18 protein-coding genes are annotated in these 19,716 nt (G+C 68.8%); all 18 read right to left on the minus strand.

Features of this window, described 5'->3' with window-relative positions; all coding sequences use genetic code 11:
• Position 1 precedes the first annotated feature (1 nt).
• The 18 genes from mraY to ACSFBC_RS08610 all read right to left on the minus strand — a co-directional run bounded on the left by mraY (position 2) and on the right by ACSFBC_RS08610 (position 19,678).
• A complete protein-coding gene (mraY, locus tag ACSFBC_RS08525) occupies positions 2-1,180 on the minus strand; it encodes a phospho-N-acetylmuramoyl-pentapeptide-transferase (protein WP_435509867.1) in 1,179 nt (392 codons plus the stop codon).
• A 15-nt stretch (positions 1,181-1,195) separates the two neighbouring features.
• Positions 1,196-2,659: a UDP-N-acetylmuramoyl-tripeptide--D-alanyl-D-alanine ligase gene (locus ACSFBC_RS08530; RefSeq protein WP_435509868.1), complete on the minus strand. Its 1,464-nt coding sequence runs from the start codon at positions 2,657-2,659 to the stop codon at positions 1,196-1,198.
• A complete protein-coding gene (locus ACSFBC_RS08535; RefSeq protein ID WP_435509869.1) occupies positions 2,656-4,158 on the minus strand; it encodes a UDP-N-acetylmuramoyl-L-alanyl-D-glutamate--2,6-diaminopimelate ligase in 1,503 nt (500 codons plus the stop codon). The genes ACSFBC_RS08530 and ACSFBC_RS08535 overlap by 4 nt, the downstream gene beginning before the upstream one ends.
• Positions 4,158-5,912 (minus strand): peptidoglycan D,D-transpeptidase FtsI family protein, encoded by a 1,755-nt coding sequence (locus tag ACSFBC_RS08540; protein WP_435509870.1) that lies wholly within the window; start codon positions 5,910-5,912, stop codon positions 4,158-4,160. Before ACSFBC_RS08540 ends, ACSFBC_RS08535 begins: the two co-directional genes overlap by 1 nt.
• Entirely contained in the window at positions 5,912-6,247 is a 336-nt protein-coding gene (ftsL, locus tag ACSFBC_RS08545; protein WP_435509871.1) for a cell division protein FtsL, read from the minus strand. The genes ACSFBC_RS08540 and ftsL overlap by 1 nt, the downstream gene beginning before the upstream one ends.
• Before the next feature lies 1 nt (position 6,248).
• Positions 6,249-7,172, minus strand: a complete 924-nt coding sequence (gene rsmH, locus ACSFBC_RS08550; protein WP_435509872.1) for a 16S rRNA (cytosine(1402)-N(4))-methyltransferase RsmH — start codon at positions 7,170-7,172, stop codon at positions 6,249-6,251.
• 14 nt (positions 7,173-7,186) lie between these two features.
• Entirely contained in the window at positions 7,187-7,618 is a 432-nt protein-coding gene (gene mraZ / locus ACSFBC_RS08555) for a division/cell wall cluster transcriptional repressor MraZ (RefSeq protein WP_183024721.1), read from the minus strand.
• 261 nt (positions 7,619-7,879) lie between these two features.
• Positions 7,880-9,205: an ATP-dependent protease ATPase subunit HslU gene (gene hslU / locus ACSFBC_RS08560; protein ID WP_435509873.1), complete on the minus strand. Its 1,326-nt coding sequence runs from the start codon at positions 9,203-9,205 to the stop codon at positions 7,880-7,882.
• A gap of 1 nt (position 9,206) precedes the next feature.
• Complete coding sequence (hslV, locus tag ACSFBC_RS08565; protein WP_435509874.1) at positions 9,207-9,752, minus strand: ATP-dependent protease subunit HslV; 546 nt, start codon at positions 9,750-9,752, stop codon at positions 9,207-9,209.
• 47 nt (positions 9,753-9,799) lie between these two features.
• Entirely contained in the window at positions 9,800-10,372 is a 573-nt protein-coding gene (locus tag ACSFBC_RS08570; RefSeq protein ID WP_435510053.1) for a DUF3841 domain-containing protein, read from the minus strand.
• 12 nt (positions 10,373-10,384) lie between these two features.
• The gene (locus ACSFBC_RS08575) at positions 10,385-11,968 is read right to left on the minus strand and encodes an STAS domain-containing protein (protein ID WP_435509875.1); all 1,584 of its coding nucleotides are present in this window, start codon (positions 11,966-11,968) and stop codon (positions 10,385-10,387) included.
• A 113-nt stretch (positions 11,969-12,081) separates the two neighbouring features.
• Positions 12,082-12,756 carry an RNA polymerase-binding protein DksA gene (gene dksA, locus ACSFBC_RS08580; RefSeq protein ID WP_435509876.1) on the minus strand — a complete coding sequence of 225 codons (675 nt, stop codon included), beginning with the start codon at positions 12,754-12,756 and terminating at the stop codon, positions 12,082-12,084.
• A gap of 905 nt (positions 12,757-13,661) precedes the next feature.
• A complete protein-coding gene (locus ACSFBC_RS08585; RefSeq protein ID WP_435509877.1) occupies positions 13,662-14,714 on the minus strand; it encodes a CobW family GTP-binding protein in 1,053 nt (350 codons plus the stop codon).
• Between the two features lie 91 nt (positions 14,715-14,805).
• A complete protein-coding gene (locus tag ACSFBC_RS08590; protein WP_435509878.1) occupies positions 14,806-16,008 on the minus strand; it encodes a class I SAM-dependent rRNA methyltransferase in 1,203 nt (400 codons plus the stop codon).
• A complete protein-coding gene (locus ACSFBC_RS08595; RefSeq protein ID WP_435509879.1) occupies positions 16,005-17,012 on the minus strand; it encodes a tyrosine recombinase XerC in 1,008 nt (335 codons plus the stop codon). Before ACSFBC_RS08595 ends, ACSFBC_RS08590 begins: the two co-directional genes overlap by 4 nt.
• Before the next feature lie 38 nt (positions 17,013-17,050).
• On the minus strand, positions 17,051-17,743 hold the full coding sequence (locus ACSFBC_RS08600; RefSeq protein ID WP_435509880.1) for a DUF484 family protein: 693 nt from the start codon (positions 17,741-17,743) through the stop codon (positions 17,051-17,053).
• Between the two features lie 137 nt (positions 17,744-17,880).
• The gene (dapF, locus tag ACSFBC_RS08605; RefSeq protein WP_435509881.1) at positions 17,881-18,753 is read right to left on the minus strand and encodes a diaminopimelate epimerase; all 873 of its coding nucleotides are present in this window, start codon (positions 18,751-18,753) and stop codon (positions 17,881-17,883) included.
• Between the two features lie 34 nt (positions 18,754-18,787).
• Positions 18,788-19,678, minus strand: coding sequence for a LysR substrate-binding domain-containing protein (locus ACSFBC_RS08610; protein WP_435509882.1), 891 nt, complete (start codon positions 19,676-19,678; stop codon positions 18,788-18,790).
• Positions 19,679-19,716: the final 38 nt, after the last annotated feature.

Here is a 19,716-nt window from a genome sequence, read left to right on the forward strand (position 1 = left end):
CCTACCGCAGCTTCAGCGTGGAAAGACCCACGAGGCACAGCAGCATCGTGATGATCCAGAAGCGCACCACGACCTGCGTCTCGCGCCAGCCGCTCTTCTCGAAGTGATGGTGCAGCGGCGCCATCTTGAGGATGCGCCGGCCTTCGCCGAAGCGCTTCTTGGTGTACTTGAAGTACGCGACCTGGGCCATCACCGAGATCGCCTCGACCACGAAAATGCCGCCCATCACGAAGAACACGATCTCCTGGCGCACGATGACCGCGATGGTGCCGAGCGCGCCACCCAGCGCCAGCGCGCCGACGTCGCCCATGAAGACCTGCGCCGGATGCGTGTTGAACCACAGGAAGGCCAGGCCCGCGCCGGCCATCGCCGAGCAGAACACCAGCAGCTCGCCCGAGCCGGGGATGTGCGGGAACAGCAGGTACTTCGAGTACACCGAACTGCCGGTGACGTAGGCGAACACGCCCAGCGCCGAGCCGACCATCACCACCGGCATGATCGCCAGGCCGTCGAGCCCATCGGTGAGGTTCACCGCGTTGCTCGCGCCGACGATCACCAGGTAGGTCAGGATCACGAAGCCGATGCCGCCCAGCGGGTAGCTGATCTCCTTGAAGAAAGGCACCAGCAGGTTGATCTTGGGCGAGAACTCGAGCGCGAAGCCCGAGCGCACCCAGGCACCAAACAGCTCCAGCACGCGCCAGTTGGAGCTCTCGGAGATGCTGAACAGCAAATAGAAACCGGCAACCAGGCCGACCAGCGACTGCCACAGGTACTTCTCGCGCGAGCGCATGCCTTCGGGGTCCTTGCGCACCACCTTGCGCCAGTCGTCGACCCAGCCGATGGCGCCGAAACCCAGCGTCACCCACAGCACGATCCAGACGAAGCGGTTGCTCAGGTCGAACCACATCACGGTGGAGAACGCGATCGAGAACAGCACCAGCACGCCGCCCATGGTGGGCGTGCCGCTCTTGCTCAGGTGCGTTTCCATGCCGTAGCCGCGCACCGGCTGGCCGATCTTGAGTGCCGTCAGCCGACGGATGGCGTAGGGGCCGACCGCCAGGCCGATCAGCAGCGCGGTGGTCGCGGCCATCAGCGCGCGGAAGGTCAGGTAGCCGAAGACGCGCAGGAACCCGAGCTCCGGCGAAAGGGTCTGCAGCCATTGGGCCAGGCTCATCAGCATGGGGTGTTGCGCGGTTCATGCTGCATGACCGGCCTCCTCGTTGTTGTTGTTCGATACGGGATGCGCGGCGGCAGCGGTCACGGCCTGCACCACCCGTTCCATGCGCATGGAACGCGAGCCCTTGACCAGCACGCTGGCGGTCCGCGGCAACTGCTCGCGCACCGCGGCCTGCAGCGCGTCGATGTCGCCGAAGTGCCGGCCGTCGCGACGCTGGCGCGCATCGTCGAAGGCCTCGACGCTGTGGGCCGTGGCCTCGCCCAGCGCGAACAGCATTTCGATGCCCTGCTCGCGCGCCCAGGTGCCGACTTCGGCGTGGTAGTGCTCGGACTGGTCGCCCACCTCGGCCATGTCGCCCAGCACCAGCAGTCGCGGTCCGGGCAGTGCGGCCAGCACGTCGATGGCGGCGCGCACGGAGTCGGGGTTGGCGTTGTAGCTGTCGTCGATCAGCGTGAGCGTGCGGCCCTCGCCCGTCGACAGTTCGACGGCGCGCGAACGGCCCTTGACCGGCTCGAAGCTCCCCAGGCCTTCGGCGATCTTCTCGATCGACACGCCTGTCGCCAGCGCACACGCCGTGGCGGCCAGCGCGTTGATGACGTTGTGGCGGCCCGCGATGTGCAGCGCCGCGTGGAACGCGCCGAGCGGCGTGCGCACCTCGACCTGCCAGGCGCCACCGCGCCATTCGGCGCTGCCCAGCGAGATGTCGGCATCGGGCGAGTCGCCGAAGGTCATGCAGCGGCGCGTGGCGCCTTCGCGCGCGATCTCGTTCCACAGCGGCGTGAACACATCGCCTTCGGGAAACACGGCCGTGCCGTTGTCGGGCAGCGCCGAAAACACGGCGGCGTTCTCGAGCGCCACCGCTTCGACGCTGAGCATGAATTCCTGGTGCTCGCGCTGCGCGTTGTTCACCAGCGCGATGGTGGGCTTGGCGATCGCGGCCAGCCGGGCGATCTCGCCCGGGTGGTTCATGCCCAGTTCGACCACGGCGAGCTGGTGCTGGGCACGCAGCCGCAGCAGCGTGAGCGGCAGGCCGATCTCGTTGTTGAAGTTGCCGACGGTGGCGAACGCGCGCTCGCCCCAGGCGGCGCGCAGGATCGTCGCGATCATCTGCGTGACGGTGGTCTTGCCGTTGCTGCCGGTCACAGCCACCAGCGGCAGTGCGAACTGCGCGCGCCAACCGGCGGCCAGCGCGCCCAGGGCGCGCAGCGTGTCGGGCACCTCGAGGCCGGCCAGGCCGGCTTCGCGCAGGCCGCCGTGCGCGATGGCCGCGACCGCGCCGCTCGCGCGGGCGTCGGCCAGAAAGGCGTTGGCGTCGAAGCGTTCGCCCTTGAGCGCCACGAACAGGTCGCCCTGCAGCAGCGTACGGCTGTCGGTGTGCACGCGCGAGATCGGCGTGGCGGGGTCGCCCACCAGGCGCGCATCGGGCACCCAGGCCAGCAACTGGCCCAGCGTCGTCATGGGGGTGGTGTGGGCTTGCGTCATGCGGCGCGCCTCGCGGTCAGCGCGTCGATCGCATGCACGCGGTCGGAGAAGGCGATGCGCTCGCCCGCGATCTCCTGCCAGGCCTCGTGGCCCTTGCCGGCGATCAGCACCACGTCTTCGGGCGCGGCCTGCGCCAGCGCAGTGGCGATGGCCACGGCGCGGTCGGGCTCGACCTGCGCCGCGTCGGGCCGGGACAGGCCCAGCAGGATCTGGCTCAGGATGACGGCCGGCTTCTCGCTGCGCGGGTTGTCGCTGGTCAGCACCACGCGGTCGGCCTGGCCTTCGGCCACGGCGGCCATCATCGGCCGCTTGGTCGCATCGCGATCGCCGCCGCAGCCGAACACGCACCACAGCTTGCCGCCGCGCTGCTCGGCCAACGGGCGCAGGCCGGCCAGCGCCTTGTCGAGCGCATCGGGGGTGTGGGCATAGTCGACCACCGCCAGCGGCTGGCCCGGCAGCGCGACGCGCTCCATGCGGCCGGGCACGCTGTGCAGGCCGCGGCAGGCGTCGACCGCCTGCGCCAGCGTCATGCCCAGCGCGCGCAGCGCACCGATCACGCCCAGCAGGTTGGCCACGTTGTACTGGCCGATGAGTTGGGTCGCGAGAGACTGCGGCGCCGCGCCCTGCTCGACCACGTCGAAGCGCAGGCCTTCCGCGCCGTAGTGGATGTCCCGGGCCATCAGCCGCGCGGCGCCGCCGCCGGCCGACACGGTCCAGATGTCCAGCGCGCCGGTGCCGCGGTCGATCAGTTGGGCCACCAGGCTCGCGCCGTGCAGGTCGTCGATGTTGACCACCGCGGCGCCCAGGCCCGGCCAGCGGAACAGCTCGGCCTTGGCTTCCCAGTAGGCGTCCATGTCGCCGTGGTAGTCGAGATGGTCCTGCGTGAAATTGGTGAACACCGCGACGCGGATCTCGCAGCCGTCGAGGCGGCGCTCGACGATGCCGATCGACGAGGCCTCGATGGCGCAGGCGCTGAAGCCGCGCGCCACGAAGCCGCGCAGCTCGCGCTGCAGCATGACGGGGTCGGGCGTGGTCAGGCCGGTGTGGACCATGTCGGGCGGCACGCCGATGCCGAGCGTGCCGACCAGCGCGCACGGCCCCTGGCCGGGGCGCTGCGACAACGCTTCGGCCAGCCACCAGGCGGTCGAGGTCTTGCCGTTGGTGCCGGTGACGGCGATCAGCGGGATCTGGCTCGAAGGCTGGCCGTAGAAAGACGAAGCGATCGGGCCGGTGGCGGCCTTGAGGCCGGCGAAGGACGCGATGCCCTCGTGTTCGAAATCGAAGGCCTCGACGCCCTCGCGCTCGACCAGGCAGGCGACCGCACCCTGCGCCAGCGCCGCGGCCACGTGGGCGCGGCCGTCGGTGGCGGCGCCGGGCCAGGCGATGAAGGCGTCGCCGTCGCCGACACGGCGGCTGTCGGCATGCAGGTCGCCCGGCACGCACGAACGCAGCCAGTGCGCGGCTTCGTTGGGGCTGGAAAGGAGAATGTCGTCGTCCATTAAAAGCTCTCGTCCACGCCCTGGGTGATGACCAGCGGCTTCACCGCCATGTCCGGCGCCACGTTCATCATGCGCAGCGTCTGCTGCACCACTTCGCTGAACACCGGGGCGGCCGCGATGCCGCCGAAATAGCGGCCGTCGCCGGGCTCGTCGATCATCACGCCGACGATGATGCGGGGTGTCTCGATCGGCGCCATGCCGGTGAACCAGGCGCGGTACTTGTTGCTCGCGTAGCCCTTGCCGACCTGCTTGTGCGCGGTGCCGGACTTGCCGCCCACCGAATAGCCCACGGTCTGCGCCAGCTGGCCGGTGCCGCCGGGGCCCGCGGCCATCTGCAGCATCTTGCGCACCGCGTGCGCGTTCTCGGCCGAGAACACCCGCACGCCGACGGCCGGCTCCGGGCTCTTGAGCATCGTCACCGGGATGATGCTGCCGTCGTGCGCGAAAGCGGTGTACGAATGTGCCATCTGAAACAGCGAGGCCGACAGGCCGTAGCCGTAGGCCATCGTGGCTTGCTCGACCGGCTTCCAGTTCTTCCAGGGGCGCAGCCGGCCGGTGACCGCACCGGGGAACTGGATCTGCGGCTTCTGGCCGTAGCCGAGCGCGGTGTAGGTGTCCCACATCTCGTGCGGCGTCATCTTCTGCGCGATCTTGAGCGCGCCGACGTTGCTCGACTTCTGGATCACGCCCTCGACCGTCAGCGCGCCGTAGTTGTGCGTGTCGCTGATGGTGAAGCCGCCGAGCTGGTAGCGGCCGGGCGCGGTATCGATGATCGTCGACGGCTTCACGCGACCGGCCTCGAGCGCCATGGCGACGGTGATCGGCTTCATGGTCGAACCGGGTTCGAAGGTGTCGGTGATGGCGCGGTTGCGCAGCTGTTCGCCGGTCAGGTTCTGGCGCTTGTCGGGCACGTAGCTCGGGTAGTTGGCCAGCGCCAGCACTTCGCCGGTGATGGCGTCGAGCACCACCACGCTGCCGGCCTTGGCCTTGCGCGCGATCACCGCGTCGCGCAGCTTCTGGTAGGCGAAGAACTGCACCTTGCTGTCGACGCTGAGCTGGATGTCCTTGCCGTCGAGCGGCGGCACGGTCTCGCCCACGCCTTCGACCACGCGGCCCAGCCGGTCCTTGATCACGCGGCGCGAGCCGGCCTTGCCGGCCAGGTCCTTGTCGAACGCAAGCTCGATGCCTTCCTGGCCGTGGTCTTCCACGTTGGTGAAGCCGACCACATGCGCGGCGGCCTCGCCTTCGGGGTACTGGCGCTTGTATTCCTTGCGCTGGTAGATGCCCTTGAGGTTGAGGTCGGCGATCTGCTTGGCGATGGGTGCATCGACCTGGCGCTGGATCCAGACGAAGGTCTTGTCCTCGTCCTCGAGCTTCTTGTCGAAATCCTTCTGCGCCATGCCCAGCAGCTTGGCCACCTGCTTGAGCTTGGCGCGCACCTCGGGGTCGTTGCGCTCGACGTCTTCGGGAATGGCCCAGATGCTGGGCGCGACCACGCTCGACGCGAGCAGCAGGCCGTTGCGATCGAGGATGCGGCCGCGGTTGGCCGGCAGTTCGAGCGTGCGAGCGAAGCGCACCTCGCCCTGGCGCTGGAAGAAGTCGTTGCCGATCACCTGCACGTAGGTGGCGCGGGCGGCCAGCACCACGAAGCCGAGCGCGATCGCGGCCACGATGAACTTGCTGCGCCAGACCGGCGTCTTGCTCGCGAGCAAGGGGCTGGTCGTGTACTGGACGCTGCGGCTGTTGCGGGCCATCAGCCGGCCCTCCGGGTGGCGGGCGGCTTGGCTGCCGATGCAGCAGGCGCAGGAATCGGCGGAATCACCGTGCCGTCGGCACGCACGTACTGCGTGATGGCCGGCGTGGTGGTGCGCATCTTGAGCTGCTCCTTGGCCAGCTTCTCGACGCGCAACGGCGTGGCCTGCGCCCGCTTCTCGACCTGCAGCCGCTCGCCGTCGACCTCGAGCCGGCGCGCCTCGGTGTTCGCGCGGTCGAGCTCGGTGAAGAGCAGGCGCGAACGGTACTGCGTGTGCACGAGGAACAGCGCGGTCGCCATCACGGCCATGAGCAGGAGGATGTTGAGGCGGGCCATGTCAGCTCTCGGTGCGCTCCGCGATCCGCAGGATCGCGCTGCGCGAACGCGGGTTGCCCGCCACCTCGGCCGCCGACGGGCGGACCCGGCCCAGCGCGCGCAGCTTCATCACCTTGGGCGCCGCGAACGGCGCACGGCGGTCGTAGACCTCCTTCGAGTGGGCCGCGATGAACTGCTTGACGATGCGGTCTTCCAGCGAGTGGAAGGCGATCACCGCGAGCCGCCCGCCGGGCGCCAGCACCGAGAGGCTGGCCTCTAGCGCTTGTTGCAGCTCTTCAAGCTCGGCGTTGATGAAAATCCGAAGAGCCTGAAATGTGCGCGTTGCAGGGTTCTGGCCCTGCTCGCGGGTTTTGACCGCGCCAGCCACGAGCTCGGCCAGCTCGGTGGTGGTTGAAATTGGGCCCCGTTCTTGTCGGCGAGCATCAATCGCCTTTGCAATCTGAACAGCAAACCGTTCTTCGCCATAGTCACGAATCACCTCTGCAATCTGCTGAGTTTCGGCCGTTGCCAGCCAATCGGCCACGCTCTCTCCGCGCGTGGTGTCCATGCGCATGTCGAGCGGGCCGTCGAAACGAAAAGAAAAACCCCGTGCGGGGTTGTCGATCTGCGGAGAGCTGATGCCCAAGTCCATGAGCAAGCCGGCCACGCTGCGTGGCGGCAACTCCCCCAGATCCTTGAAACCCTGGTGCCGGATGGAAAAACGCGCATCGGTGATGCGCGCTGCTTCGGCCACCGCTTCCGCGTCCTTGTCGAACGCGATGAGCCGGGCCTCCGGCGCCAGTTTTTCCAGCAGCCGCCGGGTATGCCCCCCGCGGCCGAAGGTGGCATCCACGAAGGTGCCACCGAGCGCGTCCGGCCGGTCGGCAGTCAGCGCGTCGACCGCCTCATCCAGCAGGACGGTGGTGTGGGTCCATGAAGTGTCCAAGGCAGCACCCGTCATCAGAAGGCGAGGTCCTGGAAGGACTCCGAAGCGAGACCGGCCTGAATGGCTTCGGCCTCCTTGGCATCGTGCGTGGCCTTGTCCCACAGCTCGAAGTGGCTGCCCATGCCCAGCAGCAGCGCATCGCGCGAGATGTTGGCCGCGGCGCGCAGCTCGGGCGACACCAGCACGCGGCCGGTGCCGTCCATGTCGACGTCCATCGCGTTGCCGAGGAACAGGCGCTTGAGCCACTGGTCCTTGAGCGACATCGCGGCGATGCGTTCGCGGAACTGCTCCCAGGCGGGGCGCGGAAAGACCATCAGGCAACCGTGCGGGTGACGTGTGATCGTGAGTTGACCGCCGGCCGTTGCAGCCAGCACGTCACGATGCCGGGTCGGCACTGAAAGGCGACCCTTGGCATCCAGACTCAGCGATGAAGCGCCTTGAAACACGGCCACGAAACCCTTGTGAAGGGAGAGTTCGGGCACCTCGACGAGGCACAGACCGACACTTTTTCCCACTTAACTGCACTTTTTTCCACTGTAGCAGCAAACCCAAGGTGTGCAATCAGGTGTCGCGGGTATTTTTTGTAATGGAATCAACGACTTAGCGCGGTTTCCGAACCTTCGGAAACCGCGAATTCCGTTGCAAATGAAGCACTTAGCTCACGCAATGAATGTGTTGCGTGAAGCCACGGACCCTTGCGGCCCGCGTCAGAGGATGAAGCGCGAGAGGTCTTCGTCGTGACTTAGTGCCGCGAGCCGCTGATCGACGTAGGCCGCGTCGATGCGCACGGTCTGCCCCGACAGCTTGGTGGCGTCGAAGCTGATCTCGTCGAGCAGGCGCTCCATCACCGTCGACAACCGTCGCGCGCCGATGTTCTCGGTGCGCTCGTTGACCTCGAAGGCGATGCTCGCCAGCCGCGTGATGCCCTCGGGCGCGAAGTCGATGGTCACGCCTTCGGTGGCCAGCAGCGCCTGGTATTGCTTGACCAGCGAGGCGCGGGTCTGCGTGAGGATGGCCTCGAAGTCGGCCACCGACAGCGACTGCAGCTCGACGCGGATCGGGAAGCGGCCCTGCAGCTCGGGGATCAGGTCGCTGGGCTTGCTCACATGGAACGCGCCGCTGGCGATGAACAGGATGTGGTCGGTGCGCACCACGCCGTACTTGGTGCTCACGGCCGTGCCCTCGACCAGCGGCAACAGGTCGCGTTGCACGCCCTGGCGCGAGACGTCGCTGCCCTGCGCCTCGGCGCGCGTGGCGACCTTGTCGATCTCGTCGATGAAGACGATGCCGTTCTGCTCGGCGTTGGCAATCGCCTGCGCGCGGATCTCCTCCTCGTTGACCAGCTTGCCGGCCTCCTCGTCGATCAGCAGACGCATCGCCTCGGCGATCTTGAGCTTGCGCGTCTTGCGCTGGGCGCCGCCCATCTGGCCGAACATGCCGCGCAATTGCTCGGTCATCTCCTCCATGCCGGCAGGACCCATGATCTCGAGCGGCGTGCGGGTCTCGGCCAGGTCGAGCTCGATCTCCTTGTCGTCGAGCTCGTGCTCGCGCAGCTTCTTGCGGAAGGCCTGGCGGGTCGGGTTGGGCGCGTCCGGTACGGCGGCGCCGTCGGTGCCGCGCGCGGGGGGCAGCAGCACGTCGAGGATGCGCTCCTCGGCCGCGTCCTCGGCGCGCATGCGCACCTTGGTGCTTTCCTTCTCGCGGGTCTGCTTGACCGCGATCTCGGCCAGGTCGCGGATGATGGCGTCGACGTCCTTGCCGACGTAGCCGACCTCGGTGAACTTGGTGGCCTCGACCTTGATGAAGGGCGCATCGGCCAGGCGTGCCAGGCGGCGCGCGATCTCGGTCTTGCCGACGCCGGTCGGGCCGATCATCAGGATGTTCTTGGGCGTGATCTCGTGGCGCAGCGCGCCCTCGACCTGCTGGCGGCGCCAGCGGTTGCGCAGCGCAATGGCCACGGCGCGCTTGGCGTCCGGCTGGCCGACGATGTGGTTGTCGAGTTCGGAGACGATCTCCTGCGGGGTCATGGACATGTCAGAGCGTCTCAATCGTGTGGTGCATGTTGGTGTAGATGCAGAGGTCGCCCGCGATCTCGAGCGACTTCTTGACGATCTCGGCGGCCGAGAGTTCGGTGTTCTCGAGCAGCGCCTTGGCAGCGGACTGCGCATAGGCGCCGCCCGAACCGATGGCCACGATGCCGTCTTCGGGCTCGAGCACGTCGCCGTTGCCGGTGATGATCAGCGAGGTGGTGGCGTCGGCCACGGCCAGCATCGCCTCGAGGCGGCGCAGCACGCGGTCGGTGCGCCAGTCCTTGGTCAGCTCGACCGCGGCGCGGGCCAGCTGGCCCTGGTGCTTCTCGAGCTTGGCCTCGAAGCGCTCGAACAGCGTGAAGGCATCGGCGGTGGCGCCGGCAAAGCCCGCGATGACCTTGCCGTGGTGCAGCCGGCGCACCTTGCGCGCCGAGCCCTTGATGACGATGTTGCCGAGCGTGACCTGCCCATCGCCGCCGATGGCGACCTGGTCGCCTCCGGGGCCCTTGCGGCGCACGCTGATGATCGTGGTTCCGTGAAATTGTTCCATCGGAGCCACTTGGGGATACCCGGCGCCAATGCAAGAGCAGGCAGGCCTCAGAAGCCTTGCGGAAGATACGGTGCGTCGAGGATGCGCACCCCGCCCTGCGCGTCCCACGCGAGCTGCCGCGCCTGGACCAGCCAATCGCGGCGGACGCAAGGCAGGGTCGCCTGGATCAGCGCATCGGGCGGCAGCGCCGCATGGTCGATCTCGAAGAGCGCGCGCGCCGCTTGCGTCTCGCCCGGCAGGCGCCGCGCCGCATCGGCGAAGTAGACCCGCTCGCACCAGGCGCCGTAGTCGGAAGCCAGCACCTGATCGGCGGGGCATTCCAGCGCGAGCAGGACCATTCCGTTCTCCTCCAGTTGGTGGTCGCTGAGCAGCATGCGCGCCACCTCGGCATCGGGCGGCTGCTGGTGCGCGCCACAGGAATGCCACCCCCAGACCGGCGGATGGGCGCCGCACGACAGCCCCCGGGCCGCCATCGCCTGGCACATGGAACGGTACGCCACCGCATCGTCCGGCGCCACGTGCGTCCAATGGCCCGTCAGCAGGCCGTCGCGCAGCAGGGCCTGCAGTTGGGCCTCGGCCTGGAAAGTCCAGACCTTGACCGTTGCGAGCCCATGGGTGATGGAGGCCCCGGCCTAGTTCTCGCGCACCCGCACCAGCGCGTGATCGGCGATGCCCACGACCTTGAAGAAGGCCGCGATCAGGCGGTGTGCGTCGACGAACTGCACACGCTGGCCGCTGGCGTCGCGCGCGGTCACCCAGCTCAGCAGCGTGCCCGCGGCCGTGAGGTCGAGCCGCACCAGCGCGGCGCAGGAAATGGTCGCCGCAGCCGCCGGCTGGCCCGTACCCGCCTCGGCGATCTCGGCGTCCAGACGGCGCCAGGTCGAAACCGAATCGCCGCTCAGGTCGCCGGCCAGCGAGGCCCGCATCGAATCCGGTCCGGCGCTCGCGGCGGTCACGGCCTCGACCGAGAGGGCGGCCAGGCCGGCGCGCGGCGTGGTCGACGCTTCCGACGGCAGGCAGCGCCCGCGAGGCTCCTCCCACGGCGGTGGCGACACCTCGTAGGTGATGCAGTAGTTGAGCGCGGCCATCTCGAAGGGGTCGACCGCGTTCAGCAGGCGCAGCGCCGCCATGCGCAGTTGCCACCACCCCTGTTCGATGTTCCGTTCGTTGACCGGCGTGGCTTTCTCGAGCACGGCCAGCAGGCGCCCGACGCCCACGAAGCGCATGTCCACCGGCGAGGCCGCCCAGTGGGCGAACAGGGCGCGCAGCGGCCCGGCCGCATTGGGCTCGATGCCGCTCAGCAGCCGCCAGTCGAGCGTCCAGATGTTGCCAGCCGCCGACAGGGCACGCGTGAGTTCGGCCAGGCTTTCGCGCGTGACCTGGGGCGGGCAGCGCCAGTCGGCTTCCTGCCCGCCGCCCACCGCCGCCTGCGTCTTCACGTTCCGCGCCAGTGCCCGCAGCGACACCCACTCGGGACCGTTGCGCTTGAGCCGCTGGGCATAGCGGGTGCTGGCGGCCGCGAATTTCTCGGCATCGCCGGTCGCGCGGTAGAGGTCGAGCAGCGCCAGCCAGTTTTCGTTGTGGTCGCCCTGGCCGTCGGCCACCAGGCTCTGCAGCAGGATCGATTCGGCGCCGGCATCGTCGCCATGGGCGAAGCGGATCGAGGCCTCGTCCAGCGCACTGTCGTAGACCAGCAGCGGCGACGGCACGCTCGACGGCGCAGCGTCGAAGGCCATCGGAGACGACGCGGGCACCGCATGTTCGGGCGGCAATCCGGGCGTGGTGTCGGCATAGGCGCGCGCCCGCTGCTCGGCCAGGTACTCGGGATTGACCGACGAGACCGCCTCCTCGGCCGGGCCGCCCTTCCACCACTGCTGGGACATCTGCTCTTCGATCTCGTCGATCTTCTTGAGCGTCAGGGCCCGGCCCTCGGTCTTGCCCGAGGTGTTGCCGACGTTGAGCGAGGACGGCTGATCGGGGTCGTGCGCACCCGACGCCTCGCGCTGGCGCAGCTTGCGCAGCACGTCGAACTCACGGCGGCGCACGAAGTCGTTGCGCTGGCGCCGCTCGATCATCTCCTTGAGCATCTCGCGGCTGTAGCCGTTCTCGTCGGTGCCGGTCTCCTGCACATCGAGTTCGGCCCAGTCCTTGAGCGGATTGCGCACGAACTTGGCCACTTTCGAGAGCAGGCGGCCGGACGGTTCTTCCTTGGACATGGCCTTCTCGTCAGGAACCGGAAACAGCGTCGTGGCCCGGGCCACGCACGACCATGCGCCGACGCGCCCGGACCGGAGGCCGGGTCGACCGCAGCACCGCCAGCGCGCGCAGGCTAGTCACCGAACATCTTCTGCTTGAGTTCGCGACGTTGCTGCGCTTCGAGCGACAGCGTGGCGGTCGGGCGGGCCAGCAGGCGACCGACGCCGATCGGCTCGCCGGTCTCGTCGCAGTAGCCGTAGTCGCCGGCGTCGATGCGCTGGATCGATTGCTCGATCTTCTTGAGCAGCTTGCGCTCGCGGTCGCGCGTGCGCAGTTCCAGCGCATGCTCTTCCTCGATGGTGGCGCGGTCGGCCGGGTCCGGCACGACGACGGTGTCTTCGCGCAGGTGCTCGGTGGTTTCGCCGGCGTTCTCGAGGATGCCGCGCTTGAGCTCGACCAGCTTCAGGCGGAAGAACGCCATCTGCTTGTCGTTCATGTACTCGGCGTCGGGCATGGCGATGACTTCGGCATCGACCAGTTCCTCGGCGGTCTTGGTCTTCCAGTTGTTGGCGAGCTTCGGGTCTTTCTTCACGGCCACATGCGGCGGCGGCACCAGGGCGGTCGACACGATCTGGGTGAAGCTGGACTTGGCGGCGGTCGATGCGACCGACTGGGCCATCGAGGGCACGGTCAGTTGCGACAGGCGGGACACCCGTCCGCCGCGGGTGGCGGGCGCTGGTGGCGTGGCGATGGTCGTGGTCGAATTCGTCGCCGGGGCGGAAGTGGAGGCGGCAGCCGTCTTTTTCATGGGGGTCGGGGGAGCTGGAAGAACGGCAGCAGAACTGCCGACTGGTTTGGATGACGATGGGCCCACGCCTGCAGTCTTGGTTGCAGCAGCGACAAGCTTGGCGGTTTTTTTCGCAGCGGTCCCGGCCTTGGCCGGTGGTGCTGCGGACTTTTTGGAAGCGCTCTTCTCCTTCGAGGCAGAAGCCGGCGCGGTGGCGGAAACCTTCTTTGCCGCAGGGGGCGCCTGCTTGGCAGACGCCGCATGTGTTGCTGCGGCGGGCCGGGTGGCGGGCGTGGCCTTGGCGGCGGGTTTCTTCACGGTGACTGGCTCCTTGAACGAACTGGAACGCGCTTTCACTGGGTGTCTCCTCCCATGGGAGCCCTGGGGCTCCACGTTGTCGAGGTGCTCGCCTGTCGGCGAACCCCGGGGTTATACCCCTTAAAGCTCTCCAGAAACACGCGGCACCCCGTGCCGACAGCCACATCCCGTCGTGGGGGACCGGTCTGGCTCTCGGAACAGGCGCGCGATTGTATAGAGAACTGGTGGGCGCGGGCGATGCCCCGGGCGCGCCGCTCGCCCGCGCCGTCACCGCCCCGGCAGCGCAACAGAGGCACCGCCGTCCAGACCGGGGGAGACGGCCGTCTCTCGGACCTTCGCTCCTCGGCCAGTCCGGGAAGACCTTCAACAAAAAGGCAGTATGGGATGCCCGAGCGCGGCGAATCCCCGGCCCCACGACAAAACGGCGCAACCCTCGCGGGCCGCGCCGTCGTTCAGGGCCGAAGCCGCCGTCGCCTCAGAACGTGTGAAGGAACCGTCGCGAGCGCGCCGAGCCTGCCAGGCCCGAGTTCTGGAGCGGAGCCGCACTCACGTGCGGTGAGCACCGCAGATGCGGGATCGGGGTGCGCAGCAGGTTCATTCGCACGTTCTCAGACCAGGCACTGGTCCAGGCCCTGCACCAGGATGTCGCGCGGCAGTTCGATGCCGATGAACACCATGCGGCTGTTGCGTGCCTCGTCCGCACCCCACTCCGGGCCCAGGTCGCTGCCCATCAACTGGTGCACGCCCTGGAAGATCACCTTGCGGTCGGTGCCCTTCATGTTCAGCACGCCCTTGTAGCGCAGCATGCGCGGGCCGTAGATGTTGACGATGGCGCCCAGGAAGTCCTCGAGCTTGGCTGGGTCGAAGGCGCGGTCGGCCTTGTAGACGAAGCTCTTGACGTCGTCGTCATGGTGGTGGTGATGGCCGTGGCCTTCATGTTTGTGCGAGGGGTGGTCGCACTGCTCGCCGTGCTCGTGGTCGTGGCCCGCATGGTCATGGTCGTCTTCCTTGAGGAAGTCCGGGTCGATGTCCAGCTTGGCGTTCAGGTTGAAGCCGCGCAGGTCGAACACGCTGGTCAGCGGCACTTCGCCGAAATGCACCTTCTGCTGGGGCGCGCGCGGGTTCATGTGCTTCAGGCGATGGATCAGCGCGTCGGTTTCCTCGGCCGACACCAGCTCGCTCTTGCTGATGAAGATCTGGTCGGCGAAGCCCACCTGGCGGCGCGCTTCCTGGCGGTCGTTGAGCTGCTGCGGGGCGTGCTTGGCATCGACCAGCGTCAGGATCGAGTCGAGCAGGTAGCTTTCGGCAATCTCGTCGTCCATGAAGAAGGTCTGGGCGACCGGGCCGGGGTCGGCCAGGCCGGTGGTCTCGATCACGACGCGGTCGAAGTCGAGCAGGCCCTGGCGCTTCTTGGCGGCCAGCAGCTGGAGCGCCTCGCGCAGGTCTTCGCGGATCGTGCAGCAGACACAGCCGTTGCTCATCTGGACGATCTGCTCCTTGGACTCGGTCACGAGGATGTCGCTGTCGATGTTCTCCTCGCCGAACTCGTTCTCGATCACGGCGATCTTCTGGCCGTGGGCCTCGGTGAGGATGCGCTTGAGCAGCGTGGTCTTGCCCGAGCCGAGGAAGCCGGTGAGGATGGTGGCGGGGATGAGGGCCATGGGGTGCTCCGGGAGATCGAAAACGGGAAAGGGCGGAAAGTTTAACGAGACGGGCCCAGGCCCGCTCGCGCAAGGCCAATGCCCCCGAAGCCTATTTGCGCACCACCACCAGGCCCTTCAGGTACTCGCCTTCGGGGAACTCGATGGTCATCGGGTGGTCGGGCGCCGCGCCCAGGCGCTCGCTGATGTAGCCGTCCACGCCCGCGTCGATGCCGGCCGAGGCCACGATCTTGTGGAACAGGTCGGCGCCGATGCCGCCCGAGCAGGAGAAGGTCAGCAGCACGCCACCCGGCGCGAGCAGCTTGAGCCCGAGCCGGTTGATGTCCTTGTAGGCGCGCGCGGCGCGCTCGGCATGGGCCACGGTGGGCGCGAACTTGGGCGGATCGAGCACGATCGCGTCGAAGGTCCGGCCTTCCTCGATGAAGCGGCGCAGCGAGGCGTTCACGTCGGCATCGAGGAACTGCGCGTTGGCGCCCTCGAAACCGTTGAGCGCCAGATTGGCCCGCGCGCGATCGAGCGCGGGCAGCGACGAATCGATCGACGTCAGCTCGGCCCCCTCGAGCGCGCCGGCCGCCTGGAGCCCGGCCAGCGCGGCCACGGTGAAGCCGCCCGTGTAGCAGAAGCAGTTGAGCACGCGGCGGAACTTGCGGTGCTGCGCCATCTCGGCGAAGCGCTGGCGGCTGTCGCGCTGGTCGAGGTAGAAGCCGGTCTTGTGGCCGGTCGCAATGTCCAGCGACAGCCGCCAGCCGTGCTCGCGGATCACCTGGGCGGTGTCGCCCTCGCCGCGCAGCCAGCCCGTGACGGGCTTCAGGCCCTCGCGTTCGCGCCCGCTGGCGTCGGAGCGTTCATAGAGCTTCGAAAGCCCGGTGGCCGCCAGCAGCGCATCGGCCAGCACCGGCTTCCAGCGCTCGACGCCGGCCGACAGGAACTGTGCGACCAACGTGTCGCCGTAGCGGTCGACGATCAGGCCCGGCAGGCCGTCGGCCTCGCCGTGCACCAGGCGCACGCCGTCGCTCTGCAGATCGAACAGGCCGCGGGCGTCGACCGCCTTCTTCACGCGCTCGTGGAAGAAGGCCGCATCGATGCGCTGCGTCTCGGTGAAGCTCCAGGCGCGCGCCCGGATCTTCGAGGCCGGACTGGTCGAGGCCCAGGCCAGGAACTGGCCCTCGCTCGACTCGATGCGCACCGTCTCGCCCGCGTCGCCGCTGCCCTTGGCAATGGCCGAATCGAATACCCAGGGATGGCGCCGCAACAGCGAGCGCTCCTTGCCAGGCCGTAGCCGCAATGCCTTCATTTGGTGTCTTTTGCTTTCGTCGCAGGGGAATCGTCGGTGCGCGCCTTGGCGCGCGGATGGGCGGCGTCGTAGGCCTTGGCCAGGTGCTGGAAGTCCAGCCGGGTGTAGACCTGCGTGGTCGTGATGTTGGCGTGGCCGAGCAGCTCCTGCACCGCGCGCAGGTCGCTGCTCGATTGCAGCACATGGCTGGCGAAGGAATGGCGCAGCATGTGCGGATGCACCGGCGCGGCCAGGCCGGCCTTGAGGCTGCGGGTCCGGAGCTGCTTCCAGGCCGCCTGCGGCGTGAGGCGCAGGCCGGTGCGGCCGATGAACAGCGCGGCGGCGCCGGCCGGATCGCGCAGCGTCGCGGCAGCGAGGGCCGGCGCATCGGCGCGCACCGCGAGCCAGGTCCGCAGCGCCGCGGCCGCCTTGGAACCGACCGGCACGCTGCGGCGCTTGCCGCCCTTGCCCAGCACATGCGCCTCGCCCGCGTCGAGGTCGACCCAGCCCGCGGCATCGCGGCTGGCGTGCAGGTCGAGGCCTGTGAGCTCGCTCACGCGCAGGCCGCAGCCGTAGAGCATCTCGACGACGGCGCGATCGCGCGCCTCGGTCCAGGGGTCGGCCTCGGCATCGTGCCATTCGGCCAGCCGCACCGCATCGTCGACCGCCAGCGCCTTGGGCAGCGGCCGGCCGGCCTTGGGCGCGCGCACGTCCTGCACCGGGTTCGACGTCACCAGGCCCTCCTGGCCCAGCCAGCGGTAGAAGCTGCGCCAGCACGACAGCACCAGCGCGATGCCCCGCGGCTCGCGGCCGGCGCCGTGCAGCTGCGCCATCCAGCGGCGGATGTGGGCCGCGCCGACTCGGTCGGCGCTGAGCTGCGCCTCGGCGATCTTCGCGGCCAGCAGCCGCAGGTGCTCGGCATAGATGTCGAGCGTGCGTGCGGCAAGCCGGCGCTCCACGCGCGCGTGTTCGAGATAGCGCTCGATCAGCGCCTCGACGTTGCGGGGTTCTTCAGCAGTGGCCATGCGCGGCTCGGTTCACGATGGCACGGCCCTGCATGCCCTCAGGGCCGCAGGCGCGACAGCGCGGCCGACGCGAGTTCGGCGATGCGTTCGAGGAAATCGGTGCCCATGTCGGGGTTGAAGCGCTGCGAATCGGGCGAAGCCAGCACCAGCATGCCGAAGGCCGGCGACTCGGCGTCGGGGCGCAGCGGGATCAGCGCGATCGACACGGCCGCACGTGCGTCCTCGAGCCAACCCGAAGCCTCGAAACCCGAGTTGAGCCCGCAGTACGGCGCGGTCAGCGAGGTGGCCAGCGCCTTCACGTCGTCGCTCACCCACTGGGCATAGGCCTCGTCCTGGTAGGCGGCGTCGCAGTCCCAGAGCTTGATCGCGGTCTGCGGCACCATGAAGAAGGACTGGAGTTCGTCGGTCAGGCGGTAGGGCAGCCCGCGCGGATCGCGCGTGGTCAAGAGGCCACGCGTCCAGCGTTGCATGCGGTCGGCCGTCATCGCGTTCTCGGTGCCGTGGCGCACCATGTCCATCAGTCGGTGCTCGAGCGCCTTGATTTTCTCGCGCAGCATCTCGGCCTGGCGCTCCTGCAGGCTCACGGCCCGGTTGCCGTGCGGACTGGTGAGCTGCACCTGGGCCAGCAACTGCGCATGGCGCTCGAAGAAGTCGGGCGTGTTCGCCAGGTAGTTGGCGATGTCGTCCTCGGTGATCGGGTTCATCGCGGCGTCGTTGTAGGAGGTGGTCATTCAGATTTCCATCAAAGTTCTGCAAGCGGCGGCATTGGCCGTGGAATACCGCGGAACCGACTTTGCCGGGCCGCTGGTGTTGCCCCCGAAGAGGGGGTTGGCGAAGCGACACGAAGTGCGCGAAGCCTGGGGGCGAGTCACAGTACAGGCACTTCGATCTCGCCGGCGAAGACGGTGACAGCGGGGCCGGTCATGCGCACCGGATGGCCCATGCCCTGCCATTCGATCGTGAGGATGCCGCCGCGCGTCTCGACGTCGACGCGCGCATCGAGCCGGCCCGACCGGATGCCCGCCACCACCGCCGCACAGGCGCCGGTGCCGCAGGCCAGGGTCTCGCCCGCGCCGCGTTCGTAAACGCGCAGCCGCACATGCGTGCGGTCGACGATCTGCAGGAAGCCCGCGTTCACGCGCTGCGGGAAGCGCGGATGGTGCTCGATCAGCGGGCCCTGCGCGGCAACGGGCGCGGTCTCGACGTCGTCGACGATCTGCACCGCGTGCGGGTTGCCCATGGACAGCACCGCCAGCGCGACGATTGCGCCGTCGGCGTGCGTCGACAGCGCCAGGTGCCAGTTCTCCCAGCCGCCGTCGGCCTGCGGCGTGAGGCCGGCCGCGTCGAAGGGCACGCGCGCCGGCTCGAAGACCGGGGCGCCCATGTCGACCGTGACGCGGCCGTCGGCGTTCATGCGCGGCTCGATCACGCCGGACAGCGTCTGCACGCGCACCGCGTCCTGGGTCGTCAGACCCTGCTCCCGCACGAAGCGCATGAAGCAGCGCGCGCCGTTGCCGCACTGCTCCACCTCGCCGCCGTCGGCGTTGTGGATCACGTACTGGAAGTCGATGCCCGGCGCGGGCGAAGGCCGCACCGAGAGGATCTGGTCAGCGCCCACGCCGAAGTGGCGGTCGGCCAGGAACTGGTACTGCGCGGTCGACAGGCCGAGCGGGGCACGGGTCTCGTCGAGCACGACGAAGTCGTTGCCGGCGCCCTGCATCTTGGTAAAGCGGATTCGCATCGGCGGATTATCCGCCGCGCGCGCTTGCCCCTGCTCAGGCCTCGCCCAGCCGCGCACCCAGGAAATCGAGGAAACAGGCGATGCGCGCCGCCAGCTGCGTGTTGCGGTAGTACACGGCGTTGATCGGCTGCCGCGCGTCGACCGTCTCCCGGGCCAGCACCTGCACCAGGTCGCCGCGCTCGCGGTCGGGCCCGGTCATGAAGTCCGACAGGCAGGCGATGCCCACGCCCTGCAGCACGAGATGGCGCAGCGTCTCGCCGTTCGACACCGTGATGTCGGGCGTGATCGGCCACTCGTCGCCGTGCGCGCCGCGCAGCGGCCAGCGGTTGAGCGACTCGGGCTGGGTGAAGCCCAGCAGCGTGTGTTGCGCCAGGCTGGCCACTCCCTTGGGTTTGCCGTGCTCGGCGATGTAGGCCGGGCTCGCCAGTAGCCGCAGCCGGCTGGTGCACAGCGGGCGCGCATGCAGCGTGGAGTCGCGCAGCACGCCGATGCGGATCGCGATGTCGGTGCGGCGCTCGAGCAGGTCGATGTTGAGCTCGTCGGTGTCGAGCTCCAGCGTGATCTCCGGATAGCTGCGCCGGAACTCGGGCACCAGCGGCACGATGGCGTGCAGCATGAAGGGCGTGGCTGCATTGACCCGCAGCCGCCCGGCCGGCTTCTGGCGCCGCGCCGCCATCTGCTCCTCGGCATCGTCGATCGAGGCCAGGATCGCGCGCGTGCGGCCCAGGAACAGCGCGCCCTCCTCCGTGAGCTCGATGCGGCGCGTGGTCCGGCGCAGCAGCGTGGTGTCGAGCTTCTTCTCCAGCCGACCCAGCGCACGGCTCACGCCGGAGACGGTCTGCTCCAGCTGATCGGCCGCGGCGGTCAGGGAGCCGGTGGCGACGACGGCGGCGAAGGCCTGGAGTTCTTCGAGGGTGGTTTTCATGGGGGAGCTTGGTGCATAGGAGACTGATGAGCCAAGGA

The organism is Variovorax frigidus (assembly GCF_051216515.1).
Taxonomy (GTDB): domain Bacteria; phylum Pseudomonadota; class Gammaproteobacteria; order Burkholderiales; family Burkholderiaceae_C; genus Variovorax.